Annotated in this window: 13 protein-coding genes; 8 read left to right on the top strand and 5 right to left on the bottom strand. The window is 49.7% G+C overall.

From position 1 onward, the window contains the following. Window positions 1–19: 19 nt before the first annotated feature. The 5 genes from ACEPST_RS03610 to ACEPST_RS03590 all read left to right on the top strand — a co-directional run bounded on the left by ACEPST_RS03610 (window position 20) and on the right by ACEPST_RS03590 (window position 4,503). Window positions 20–487 (top strand): MarR family winged helix-turn-helix transcriptional regulator, encoded by a 468-nt coding sequence (locus ACEPST_RS03610; protein ID WP_395390507.1) that lies wholly within the window; start codon window positions 20–22, stop codon window positions 485–487. A gap of 199 nt (window positions 488–686) precedes the next feature. Next, window positions 687–1,604: a magnesium transporter CorA family protein gene (locus ACEPST_RS03605; RefSeq protein WP_204121753.1), complete on the top strand. Its 918-nt coding sequence runs from the start codon at window positions 687–689 to the stop codon at window positions 1,602–1,604. A gap of 498 nt (window positions 1,605–2,102) precedes the next feature. Then, window positions 2,103–2,534, top strand: a complete 432-nt coding sequence (locus ACEPST_RS03600) for a MarR family winged helix-turn-helix transcriptional regulator (protein ID WP_204121752.1) — start codon at window positions 2,103–2,105, stop codon at window positions 2,532–2,534. Window positions 2,535–2,537: 3 nt separating this feature from the next. Then, complete coding sequence (locus ACEPST_RS03595; protein WP_395390506.1) at window positions 2,538–3,926, top strand: MFS transporter; 1,389 nt, start codon at window positions 2,538–2,540, stop codon at window positions 3,924–3,926. Between the two features lie 154 nt (window positions 3,927–4,080). Beyond that, window positions 4,081–4,503, top strand: coding sequence for a hypothetical protein (locus ACEPST_RS03590; RefSeq protein ID WP_125764516.1), 423 nt, complete (start codon window positions 4,081–4,083; stop codon window positions 4,501–4,503). Window positions 4,504–4,723: 220 nt separating this feature from the next. Here ACEPST_RS03590 and ACEPST_RS03585 read toward each other — a convergent pair whose 3' ends face one another. The 4 genes from ACEPST_RS03585 to ACEPST_RS03570 form a co-directional block, all read right to left on the bottom strand. Then, window positions 4,724–5,143, bottom strand: coding sequence for a hypothetical protein (locus tag ACEPST_RS03585; RefSeq protein WP_204121750.1), 420 nt, complete (start codon window positions 5,141–5,143; stop codon window positions 4,724–4,726). 475 nt (window positions 5,144–5,618) lie between these two features. Further along, window positions 5,619–5,867: a hypothetical protein gene (locus tag ACEPST_RS03580; protein ID WP_125764518.1), complete on the bottom strand. Its 249-nt coding sequence runs from the start codon at window positions 5,865–5,867 to the stop codon at window positions 5,619–5,621. 90 nt (window positions 5,868–5,957) lie between these two features. Then, window positions 5,958–7,328 carry a sensor histidine kinase gene (locus tag ACEPST_RS03575; protein WP_204121749.1) on the bottom strand — a complete coding sequence of 457 codons (1,371 nt, stop codon included), beginning with the start codon at window positions 7,326–7,328 and terminating at the stop codon, window positions 5,958–5,960. Continuing rightward, a complete protein-coding gene (locus ACEPST_RS03570; protein ID WP_204121748.1) occupies window positions 7,318–8,019 on the bottom strand; it encodes a response regulator transcription factor in 702 nt (233 codons plus the stop codon). Before ACEPST_RS03570 ends, ACEPST_RS03575 begins: the two co-directional genes overlap by 11 nt. Window positions 8,020–8,329: 310 nt before the next feature. On the opposite strand from ACEPST_RS03570, the gene ACEPST_RS03565 reads away from it, so the two are divergent. Beyond that, window positions 8,330–8,629, top strand: coding sequence for a hypothetical protein (locus tag ACEPST_RS03565; protein ID WP_204121747.1), 300 nt, complete (start codon window positions 8,330–8,332; stop codon window positions 8,627–8,629). 139 nt (window positions 8,630–8,768) lie between these two features. After that, window positions 8,769–9,044, top strand: coding sequence for a helix-turn-helix domain-containing protein (locus ACEPST_RS03560; protein ID WP_204121746.1), 276 nt, complete (start codon window positions 8,769–8,771; stop codon window positions 9,042–9,044). Between the two features lie 102 nt (window positions 9,045–9,146). On the opposite strand, the gene ACEPST_RS03555 is transcribed toward ACEPST_RS03560, so the two are convergent. Further along, a complete protein-coding gene (locus ACEPST_RS03555) occupies window positions 9,147–9,788 on the bottom strand; it encodes an SDR family oxidoreductase (RefSeq protein ID WP_204121745.1) in 642 nt (213 codons plus the stop codon). Between the two features lie 423 nt (window positions 9,789–10,211). On the opposite strand from ACEPST_RS03555, the gene ACEPST_RS03550 reads away from it, so the two are divergent. After that, window positions 10,212–11,423 carry an NAD(P)/FAD-dependent oxidoreductase gene (locus ACEPST_RS03550; protein WP_204121744.1) on the top strand — a complete coding sequence of 404 codons (1,212 nt, stop codon included), beginning with the start codon at window positions 10,212–10,214 and terminating at the stop codon, window positions 11,421–11,423. Window positions 11,424–11,444 lie beyond the last annotated feature (21 nt).

Below are 11,444 nucleotides of genomic sequence, written 5' to 3'. Positions count from 1 at the left end.
ATAAGGATATGATAATACTATGAAGAGTAAGGTCGTTCATGCGGAGAGTTTCTTTGAATCTTTCATGGAGCTGAAGCGAGAACTAGAGAAAGCAGCAACCCGATTCCAACGAACCATGGGGATTTCAGTGGATCAATATGCGATTCTGCACCATATTTTAGAGAATCCAGGGAAGCTGACGTCGGCAACGGTTGCCGATAGTCGCGGCATTTCTCGGGACGCTGTTTCTCGCGGAATTTCGCAATTGATTCGGCGCGGCTATGTCGTGCAAAGTTATCAAAGTTCAGACCGCCGGGTACGGCCACTTTCTTTAACTGCTAGTGGGGAGCAATTAGAAATTACTTGTCACGAAGCACTTAAGGTGGCAGCCGATACCATGAGTCAAGTCGATTTGGATGACAGTGGCAGCCAATTTACTGTGGGCCAATTGACCAAGATGTTGGGTGCGCTGACCGCCAAGGAAGACGTCGAAGAATCAGAAAAATAACCCCAAAATATGTTAATAGAAGGGATTAGTCGAACGCGACTAATCCCTTTTCTTATCCACTCAGCCGAATGTGTGCGAATAAAGTCGGATAACCAAAACGTTCACAACATTTGGTTATTTCGGTCTCGCCAATTTTTAACAAAATTTGTTAGGGGACGTGGTACACTTAAGTTAACGACGGCAGAGAAGAGGAATTCCCATGATTGTTGAGCGAAAGATTGGGACGGGGGAGCAGAACCTCGTCTGGGTGATGGCCATGATCGAAGACGATTCTGACAAGGAATCGTTGCAGGTAACGTATGGTCTGACCGATGAAATTTTAACCTACGTGACCGACGTGAACGAACGCTCTCACTATGACCGTGACGAATACTTGAATACGCAATTATTTGTCCTGCACGTGCCGGTGGTGGTCGACCAAGTTTCCCAACGCTATATCACCCGGCCCGTGACTTTTTTATTGAAGGGTAATCAAGTTTTTTCCATCACAACGAAGCGCACGCAATGGGTAAATCAGACCCTGAGTGAGCGAATGAAGTTGGACCAAATTTCAGACACCAATGAGTTCATGTTAATTGGCCTGTTCATTTTGTTCGACCAATTTATTCCACCGATTCGTAAAATTAACGCGGAACAAAATCGACTGGATAAGCAATTGAATCAGGCACCGGACAACAAGGATTTAATCGCGCTGTCCAACCTGCAACAGAGTCTGGCCTATTTCGTTAGTGCCACCCGCAACAATGCGATGATGGTGGTCAACCTGAACAGCACCCCGTTTGGTAAACAGTTGTCGGACAAGAACAACGAACATCTGATGGATGCCGTTATTGAAGCCCGACAAACGTCTGAAATGACCGCGATTGAGGCGGACGTTGTCGATCGGATCTCGAATACATTTAACAATGTGCTGAACAATAACCTGAACGACACGATGAAATTCTTAACGATTTGGTCGTTGGTCTTGACCATTCCGACAATCATCACCGGATTTTATGGGATGAACGTGAAATTGCCATTTGCTAACGACGCCATTTCCTGGATTTTCACGGTGCTGATGATGGTCGGCATCATGGGCGTGGTGGCGCTCATGCTCCGCCACCGGCATTTCTGGTAACCCGGCGTTTGCGCCTCCGGACTGGAAAAAATAAGCCAGGTTGTTTCCGTTCCCGCCGGCGAGCTCAAGGTGCCCTGCTGTGGGGTCGGTTCCAGCCTGTAGGGCGGGCTTCCACCTCAACTTTGAGCCTGAGGAGCGGTCTCAAAGGTTGCCCCGTGGGCTAGGCTGAGAAAGAACCTCAGCCAAGGCCACCGACACAGCTGGTCACCTTGGCTCGCCTCTGGTCACTAACACAATCGGTTTATTTTCTCCAGTCCTACGGTTGACGCAGGTTTACCTCACTTATGAGCGACAAATTGATATTAGTTGGCCGACTGTCAGTTGAGTAGTCAACGTAAGCGTATAAATATACAGTAATTTGGGCTTGGAAGTTTATTCCAGGCCTTTTTCTGTGGGGTTAATTATTGAAGAAAATCGCGTTCCAGCCAAATTTACCCTTGAAATTGTTGAAATAACCCGTTAAAATTGTTAGCTGACTAACAAAAGGAGTGATGACTCGTGCCCGAACGACGATTAGGCGCTTGGCTGCGTGATGCCGAGCACCAGATGAATCTTGAAATGAACGACTTTGCGCGGTCTTATGGCGTAACAGGAATGCAATTATCTGTGATTGATTTCTTAAGCCGGGAACAGACATCTGATGTGTTCCAAGTTGATCTGGAACGTGAATTTCATGTGCAACGGTCCACGGCGTCCTTATTAGTGAAACGCATGGTGGAACGGGACTTGGTGACGCGCGTCGTGGCGGCCAGTGACAGTCGCAAGCGGCAACTACAATTAACCGCGAAGGGCCAGCGACTGGTACCGATTGTTCATGAACACTTGGAACAACAAGATGCCAAGATGGTGGCTGACCTGACGCCCGCCGAAGCCGTGGCGTTCCGGCGTGCGTTAGCGAATGTGAGCCACTGGCAAACAACGAAGGAGTAGATTATGAGTAAAGAAAAAATTGACCCACGGGTCGTTGGTGCGGTCCTGGCGACCGGCCTGATGTCTTTGAGTGGGGTTATCGTTGAGACAGCGATGAACATTACGTTCCCCACGTTAATGAAACAGTTTAACGTGACCACTGGAACGGTGCAGTGGATGACTACCCTGTACCTCTTAATCGTGGCCTGCATCGTGCCAATCTCATCGTATTTGAAACGCCGCTTCAAGTTGAAACAGTTATTTATTGTGGCCAATCTGCTCTTTATTACGGGACTCGTCATCGATGCCTGCGCGGGGAGCTTTACCTGGCTGTTACTGGGTCGGGCCATTCAAGGGTTTGGCACGGGGATTGCCTTACCGTTGATGTTTAATATCATCTTGGAACAGGTGCCGCTCAGTCGCATCGGCATGATGACTGGGGTGGGAACGCTGGTCACCGCAATCGGACCAGCGATTGGCCCCACGTATGGCGGTATCCTAGTCACCAGTCTGGACTGGCGGTACATTTTCTGGATTCTTTTGCCGTTCCTGATTGTCTCATTTTTCGTCGGAATCAAGACCATTAAGCAAGTGTCCACCACGCAACCGGAACGCTTTGATTTTCTGAGTATGTTGGGCGTTATCGTGACGTTTGGCGGCTTGATTTTTGGGTTCAGTTCGCTGAGTGACCAGCCATTCTTGAGTTGGTCCGTTGGTGGTGCCCTTCTGTTAGGAATTTTAGGATTGGTCTACTTTGTCCAACGGACGCGCCACAGTGCGCACCCGTTGATCCATCTTCAGGCAGTGACTAATCCGGCGTTTGCTTGGCATTTATTGGCGTTTTTCCTGGTTCAGATTACGGCGCTGGGACTCTCCTTCGTCCTGCCAAATTACCTCCAGTTGGTCGACCAACAATCCGCCTTTGTGGCTGGGTTAGTGGTCTTGCCAGGGGCCGTGATTGGGGCGGCGTTTTCGCCAATTGGGGGAAACATTTTGGACCGGTTCGGGGCTAAGCGGCCAATCCTACTGGGCTTGGGATTAGTCGTCATCATGTTAGTGGTGATGACTGGAACGGCTCGTGGATTATCTGCTTGGGCTATTCTTGGTCTCTACGTGGGCTACATGGTCGGCATCGGATCGGCCTTTGGGAACATTATGACGGACGGTTTGAAACAGTTGCCGGCTGAGCTGAAGGCAGACGGGAACGCCTTAATGAATGCAATGCAACAATTTGCTGGGGCGATGGGAACGGCGATTGTTTCGGCCGTGATTGCGGCCAGTCAGGCTGGAAACGTTGGTAGCACGGCGGTTAAAACGGCTGCCGGATCACAGCTGGCCTTGCTGATTCTGGTGATTGGTGGAACAGGGGCATTCCTCAGTATGGTGGTTGCATTTAAAAAGAATAGAATCTAGTGCCTTTACGAAAAATTAACGGTCGCTAGAGACTCACGTTGGTAGCGCTACTTTCCTAACTATGGGAGGTGGCGTTATGTTTATTTAAGCTACCAGGTGCTACAATTCACTTCCAATAAAGCCCAAGCTGGCTGCGGAAAGTGAGGCGATTGGCATGAAATTCGATTGGCGATATGCATTTCATTCCTTCTGGTTTCTGATGACCCTAATGGTGTTTCTGAGCTTAACGACAGCGGTTGATAACTTCCACGGCGTTCGGATTGCATTAGGCGTTATTTTAGGATTCTTGATTGTGGATGCGCTCTTAACGTGGCAGTATCCTTACTTTAATCGGTTAGGGCGCCAAGGCGTGACGGCGTTGATTAATTTAGGTTTATTCGCAATTATTGCGGCGTTCACGCTAGCCTTTAAGCAAGAATGGTCGGCAAACATCTGGGGGTTCATCAGTTTCTGGCTCGCGGGTTTCGGTGGCATCATCGATGGGTATTTAGCCCAGCCAACCAAGATTTTAGCGGATCAAACGCGGGGTGACCTACGCAAGAAAGCTGAAATTTTGAAGAACTCTTCCCGATTGTAGAAAAAAGAATTGAATTGATTAGAAGGCGGCTGTGAGGCCGTCTTTTTGTAAGCACCAAATAACTGACCGTCTATGATTGGCGGTAAATTCACGGTAAACATACTAAAATTAACTCTGTAAAGCCGATTTGGGAGACCTTGCAGAGCTAATTTTAGTATGTTTTTTGAGCCTGTATATCGATACGGTCGGCTGTTAGATGCTTACTTTCAACCGTCAATTCTTAGTATTTTAGAGAAGAGAAGTGCTTTACTTTACTTTTGAAAAAGACTGAGTCCCGGCTACTGTCTGCGACCAGACACTTTTTGTACTTCCCTTTAACCTTTGCTTTTCCCAGCTGGTAAAAAGATGAGGCAGAAGTGCTTTTACGCTGTTTAAAGTTGTAAGCCATCTTTCCGCCAACCTTAAATTTTTGGACTTCCAATTTTTTGATTTTTTGGCCAGCGTAGGTGAAAGTGTGCTTGGTGATCTTTATCTTTGTGAATTTTTTGGAGTAAGTATCATAGCTATACCAAGTCCCACGCATTTTTGCGGGAGTAGTATGACCGATAGAGGCGTTTGCTGGTGTAGCCCCAGTCAGTGCCGAGGCTCCTGCGACTGAAAGTAGCGCGACTGCCATCATGGAAAATATTTTTTTCTTCATGAAATTCTCTCCTTAAGGTTTTCTTAAGATAAAGTATAATCTTTTTTCTACTCCTGCTCAACACGAAAAGAGGCCGAATGTCATTAGGTAGACAAGTAAATAATCAAAGTTTTAGGCGGCTGTGAGGCCGTCTTTTTGTGTTCCCAATGGCATGGGTGAAATTTTCTGGAACACAGAAAAGCCTCAACTGCCGAAATGGCAGTTGAGGCTAAGTTAGCATATTTAGTTTTTAACTGGAACACAGTTGGCAACGGTGGTTAACACCGTGTAAGCCGCAAGGTTGGTGAAAATAGACTCAGCCGTGGGAACTTCCTTAGTGGCACGCTTTTGGTGACACTTAGGAAATTGGTATCTTTGAGACTCGCGCTTGAGGCTCAAAGTAAGGTTGAAGACCGCTTTTTGGCTTCAGCCGGCCGCCCACCGCGTTCCGATCTATTTTCACCAGCCTGGAGGCACGGGGCAAAACCACCGTTGTTTACTCGGCGGCGTAAGTCCAGTCATACGACAGCAGCTGGTGGAACCGCTCGCCAACCGGCACCCAAAGCTTGGCCTTGGCGATGTTAGTAATGGATTCCCAGAACAGCGGGTCCTGACGCTCTTGGTCGCTTAAGTTAATGTTGACATAACTTCCAGCTTCCGTTTTAGCAATCACGAATGGGTAGAACACCTTCGTAATCTGCGCGGGCGTAATGGTTTTAATTTGCGGGTTGTCATCAATCAGCATATGAACGCTTCCTTTCACTTGTTGAAATCAGTATACCAAGCAAAGGTTACGGCAACCACCAAGTTTGATTAAGGATTGTCTGAGAATTTCTTAGTTTTTCTTTGGGGGTGCTGGCTGAAGGGTGACGGTGAAACGAGCACCGTGGGGGTCATTATCCGTCACGGCAATGTGGCCCTCGTTGAGTTGCACTAGCCGGGAAACGATGGATAGGCCGAGCCCACTGCCCTCGATTTTAGTGGAACGGGAGGCGTCAACGCGGTAGAAGCGTTCAAAAATGTGTTCGCGGTCCGCCGCTGGAATGCCGGCACCGTGGTCAGCCACGGTCAGCGTGACGGCGTCCTTGGTTTGAGCGACGGTCACGTTGATGGGTTGCTCTTCAGGTGAATATTTATGCGCGTTATCTAGCAATGCCGTCAAAATTTGGTGAAGCATGTCCGTGTCGGCAAGCGCCATGACGGGGGTATCGGGACTCTCAAAGGTCACGGGTTGACTGACCAGTGGTTGGTAATGGGCAACCACGGCCTGAGCCAGTTCACGCAAATTTAGCGGTTGCAGGCTGACGTCGGCGCGGTCGGCACGGGACAGGTGGAGTAAGTTTTCAATTAAGTGTTGCATCCGCAGGGATTCCTGGTCGATAAAGCCGAGGGACTCGGGGATGACCTCTGGATGCTGTTCGCCGCGGCGTTCGATTAATTTCAGATTGCCGCGAATCGTGGCGATGGGGGTCCGTAATTCATGGGAGGCGTCGGAAATAAATTGGCGCTCGCGTTCCAGGCGGCCGTTCTGGGCGGCCAGCAATTGGTTAAAGTCGCGCGCTAATTGCGCAACTTCCACGGGTTCCTCGGGTTGTGGCAGCTCGGCCTGAGTGTTTTCCGGGTTCGCCGCGGCTTGTTGGGCCGCATTTGCTAGGGCCAGCGTCGGGGCGCTTAAACTCTTGGCTAGTCGCCGCACGTAAAGCAGGCCAATCAGGAGACTCAGGCCGATGGCGATGATTAGAACGGCGATGAGGACGTGTAAATTTCCAACCAGGACGTGCATGCCAATATAAAGATAGTAAGTTCGCGTGCCGGTTCGTAGCGTTTCCGAGAAGTACAGCCCGCTTTTTTTAATGTAGACCAAGTGGGTGAACGGGACAGAGACTGTGCTGGCGCTGGCAAGCTGACTCGTGTGCGGCAAGAGCGAGGTGGTCGTGCCATCCGATTGTTTAATCAGGACAAACGTGTTGTGGGAGTTCAGACCACTCCCCTGATTGACCGCGAGCCAGTCTTTAAAATTACTGACTTGTGTGGTTTGCAGGCTGGTGCTGAGTTTTTCCGCCTGATCCTGAGCCCGAAAGAGTTGGTCGACCGTTAGCGTGATGCTGACGGTGAGCACGATAATGAGGCCAATGGTCAGCAACAGACTGGTGACCGAGTGACGAATGATATCTGTGTAGGTTCGGGGGGCGCGTTTAGTGCTCATCGGCGTCATCTTCCTTCAAGCTGTAGCCGACGCCCCGAATCGTGTGGAACAAATGGGGGGCACCAGCAACGTCAATTTTGTTCCGGAGGTAGCCGATATAAACGTCGACCACGTTCTGTTGACCGAGAAAGTCCACGCCCCAGACGTTGTCGAGCAGTTCGTCACGGGTGAAGACTTGGCCGGGATGTTGCAGGAGAAAGAGGAGTAAATCGTATTCGCGTTGGGTCAGCTGAATGGTCTCACCGGCCCGGTCGACTTGGCGGGTCTTGGTGACCAGCGTCAGGTCGCCCAGTGTATAGGTTTGATCCAAGCCGCTTTGATGGGCCGTGCGGCGTTGGATGACCCGGATGCGGGCGAGGAGTTCTTCAATTTCAAAGGGTTTCGTGATGTAGTCGTCGGCCCCGTTGTCCAGGCCAGTGACCTTGTCGCCCAGGTAATCGCGGGCGGTCATCATAATGACGGGTAAGTCATCGTGCTTGCGAATCCGCCGCAGGACTTCCATGCCGTCCATCTTGGGTAGCATCCAGTCTAGCAGGACCAGCAACAGGTTATCTTTTTCCTGTTGGTAGGTCTCCCAGGCGGCTTCGCCATCGGCGGCGGTCAGGACGTTAAAATCTTCAAAGGTGAGTTCCTTAGCCACATAACTGGCCAGACCCTCTTCGTCTTCAACGAGTAGAATTGTATTTTTCATTTTGTAGTGGGCTCCTTCAATAGCGCAGTGAGTTACGATTAGTGTAGCATGTAAACGCATTTATTGCTGGTTAAATTGCGTGCTTGTTTACGCCATCCTCACGGCTTACAGGGATTTAACCAACAAAACCGGACTTGCTAGTTTTTGTCCCAAGTCTGTTTGTGCTTAAACAGATGATCAATTGAAAATAACCGGAACCTAAGAAATTCACAGATTAACCTTAGCGTGCCTTCAAGATTTAGCGGGTAAACGCATGGTATAACTAATACATGCTTAACAACGAACGAAAATCAATGGAGGAGTGGTTGTAATGACTAAAGTAAAAGCAATGATGACGAAAGTAATGTTGGGGGCGATGACGGTGGCAACGCTGTTGGGAACGTCTGCTGGGGCTTCCGCTGCGACGACCGCGACAGCCACGGCGACCGCTCCTCGCATTGAACGGACGACGATTCAGTTTAACCCGCAGCCTGATACGACGGTCCAGGTGGTGAAGATTAAGTTGCACAAGCCCACGACGACCAAGCAAATTTCAAATCAGGTTCAGACGGCCGTTGACGCCAGTGCGCTCAACCTCGACCGGCAACACACAGATAGTCAGCTGAAGTAAGCATACCGGCAGCAGCTTAAAGTTAGCCAAAAAGACCAGCAGCGGCGGGACCGTTGCTGATTTTTTGGTTGCGAACGGGTAGAATCGGACACAAGAAGTGGTTCCTGCTTAGAGACTTAAATGAAGGGGGATATCAGATATGCAGACCGTTAAGTTTCAAGACCTATTGCAGGCACAAATGGCAGATTCTGAATTCAAGATTGGATTTGAACAAAGCTGTGTGAAATTAGAGGTTGCCGTTGCCCTGATGCAGGCGCGCGAAAAGGCGGGGCTAACTCAGCGAGGGCTGGCAGAAAAGGCTTCGGTTCCACAATCCACGATTGCCCGAATTGAGCGAGGAGATAACACAAGTGTCGAAATGTTGACTAGGCTAGCACTTGCGCTAAACAAACAATTGACGATTTCAATTGATTAGGTGAATTGGCACCGTTCAAAAAAGTAGTAGATAGTCCTCGTTGTACCCAAGGGTTATCTACTACTTTTTGAAAAAATCTAATTTAATGGTGGCATAAAAATCTTACTTAATCGCGTCAGCAACAGCCACATCACCATTAACAATAGAAATAATCTGCTTGGATTGGGGATGCTTAACGACGGCCACAACGGCTGCTGCCACGTCGCTACGCGTAATCTTAGAAGAATCGGCGTTAGCGGGATCCACGGAAATCTTGCCCGTTGGGTCGTCGTTCGTTAGAATGCCGGGACGGACAATCGTGTAGTCCAGGTTAGTGCGGTTCTGGAGCCACTGGTCAGCGTAGTATTTAGCCACGTAGTAGGGACGAATCCCAGACTTTTCCCAGAAGCTACGGTCGTCGGTACCCAGGGCACTCACGATGATGAACCGCTTGATACCGGCCTTTTCTGTTGCAATCATCGACTTGATGGCCCCATCTAAATCAATATTCAGGGTCATATCGTCCCCGGTACTGCCACCAGAACCAGCGGAGAAGACGACGGTGTCGACCCCGTTCATGGCGGGTACCATGGCATCTGCCGTCCCCATCAGGTCAAACATGCGGGCTTGGCCGCCCAGCTTGGTGATAGTTTCAGCCTGTTCCGCGTTCCGGATGGCCCCGTAGACGGTTTCACCGGTTGCGGCGAGCTGCTGAACAATGTGCTGGCCAACTTGGCCGTGAGCACCAATAATTAAGGTTGTCATGAAAATTCCTCCTATACGCAGGTTAATTTACTAACTTCCACTGTAACGGTTTTGGGGGCTAATTTCAGCTATTGTGACTCAGAATCGCGTTGGCAAAGGGTGACATCCTTGGCAGAAATGGGAAAAATAACCCAAATGTTTTGACGATTTTTACGGGATAATTACCCGTGAAGACTGGTCTCGCAACGATTCAATTGTGCACGGTTGATTTGTGAAATAGATTACGATAGTTCCGAGCTGGTTTTTCACCTGATAAGCCGTATAATAGAGACAAATATCCCTGACGAGTTAGGTCACCTGCTGGTTCCAAATGGGGGGAGCAGTGAGTGTTAACTAAAATGTAACCGTTTTAGTTGGCCTGAACATTGTTAACTGACTGTACTTAGGGAGAACTTATTTAAATAGAAAAGGGGTCGTTTAATTATGGCAACGATTTTAGTTCTAGGTGGCGGGTACGCCGGTATGCGGGCCATCAAGTTCTTACAACGTGAGGTTCCCAGTGAAGACAAGATTGTTTTAGTGGATAAGACGGGGACTCATACCGAGAAAACCAATTTACATGAGGTTGCGGCTGGGACCATTGCGCCTGACCGGATTACTTACGAGATCAACGATGTGATTGGCAGCCGGGTCGAATTTATTTGCGACACGGTCACCAACGTCGATATCGACCAGAAGCAGGTCACGTTGACGGAGCACGAACCTTTGACCTACGATTACCTGGTCTTAGCGTTAGGCTTCCAGTCCGAAACGTTCGGGTTAAAGGGCGCCGCAGAAAATGCCTTGCCCATGGATGACCTGGAAACGTCTGAAGCTGTTTACCAACACATTGAGGCCAAGGCCAAGCATTATGCCGAAACGCAGGACCCGAACGACTTATCCATCGCCGTTTGTGGGGCCGGGTTTACCGGAATTGAATTGCTGGGTGAACTGAGCCAGTCGTTGCCAAAACTTCAGACGCGCTACAATACGCCAGCCTTTAAGGTGACTTGTTTAGAAATGGGCAAGAGCATTTTGCCAATGTTTGACAAGTCTCTGGCTGACTACGCGCTGGCCTTCATGGACAAGCACAATATTGAAATGAAACTGGGCGCCGCCATTACCGAAATCAAGCCGGGAGCGGTGGTTTACCAGGATAAGAATACGGACGACGAAACGCCACACGAAGTCGCTGCCAACACGATCGTTTGGACCGTGGGGGTCAGTGGGTCGCAAGTCATTGCCGACTCTGGTTTTGACCAACGGCGGAACCGGGTCGTGGTGAAGGATGATTTGACTTTGGACGGCCATCCCGAAGTTTACATTATCGGGGATGTCTCCGCGGTGATGGATCCAGAAAGCAACCGGCCATACCCAACGACGGCACAAATTGCCTTGGCTTGTGGCTCGCACGCGGCCAAGAACATTGGCTTGGCGTTGCGGGGTCATGAGACGCGGCCATTCGTTTATAAGTCTAGCGGGACCGTTGCGTCATTGAGCGACCGCGATGGTATCGGTGAAATCTTCAGCAGCAACAAGAAGATTCACGGCTACATTGCCTCAGCTATGAAGAAGATCATTACCGACCGTTCCTTGATGGAAAGCGCCCACTTGAGCACCACCTTAGCCAAGGGTCGGTTCGACCTTTACCACTAAACGGGTACATGGTCGTTGTCG

It is taken from the genome of Levilactobacillus sp. FUA 3915, assembly GCF_044053135.1.
In the GTDB taxonomy this organism is placed as follows: domain Bacteria; phylum Bacillota; class Bacilli; order Lactobacillales; family Lactobacillaceae; genus Levilactobacillus; species Levilactobacillus lanxiensis.
The sequence above is the reverse complement of the archived record's forward strand: the minus strand, read 5'-3'. Positions and strand labels throughout refer to the sequence as shown.

Bases quoted from the DNA above. Each gene is read 5' to 3' on its own strand.
- ACEPST_RS03610 (WP_395390507.1), top strand. From the start codon at position 20: ATGAAGAGTAAGGTCGTTCATGCGGAGAGTTTCTTTGAATCTTTCATG.
- ACEPST_RS03590 (WP_125764516.1), top strand. From the start codon at position 4,081: ATGAAATTCGATTGGCGATATGCATTTCATTCCTTCTGGTTTCTGATG.
- ACEPST_RS03560 (WP_204121746.1), top strand. From the start codon at position 8,769: ATGCAGACCGTTAAGTTTCAAGACCTATTGCAGGCACAAATGGCAGAT.
- ACEPST_RS03580 (WP_125764518.1), bottom strand. From the start codon at position 5,867: ATGCTGATTGATGACAACCCGCAAATTAAAACCATTACGCCCGCGCAG.
- ACEPST_RS03595 (WP_395390506.1), top strand. From the start codon at position 2,538: ATGAGTAAAGAAAAAATTGACCCACGGGTCGTTGGTGCGGTCCTGGCG.
- ACEPST_RS03570 (WP_204121748.1), bottom strand. From the start codon at position 8,019: ATGAAAAATACAATTCTACTCGTTGAAGACGAAGAGGGTCTGGCCAGT.
- ACEPST_RS03605 (WP_204121753.1), top strand. From the start codon at position 687: ATGATTGTTGAGCGAAAGATTGGGACGGGGGAGCAGAACCTCGTCTGG.
- ACEPST_RS03555 (WP_204121745.1), bottom strand. From the start codon at position 9,788: ATGACAACCTTAATTATTGGTGCTCACGGCCAAGTTGGCCAGCACATT.
- ACEPST_RS03585 (WP_204121750.1), bottom strand. From the start codon at position 5,143: ATGAAGAAAAAAATATTTTCCATGATGGCAGTCGCGCTACTTTCAGTC.
- ACEPST_RS03550 (WP_204121744.1), top strand. From the start codon at position 10,212: ATGGCAACGATTTTAGTTCTAGGTGGCGGGTACGCCGGTATGCGGGCC.
- ACEPST_RS03565 (WP_204121747.1), top strand. From the start codon at position 8,330: ATGACTAAAGTAAAAGCAATGATGACGAAAGTAATGTTGGGGGCGATG.
- ACEPST_RS03575 (WP_204121749.1), bottom strand. From the start codon at position 7,328: ATGAGCACTAAACGCGCCCCCCGAACCTACACAGATATCATTCGTCAC.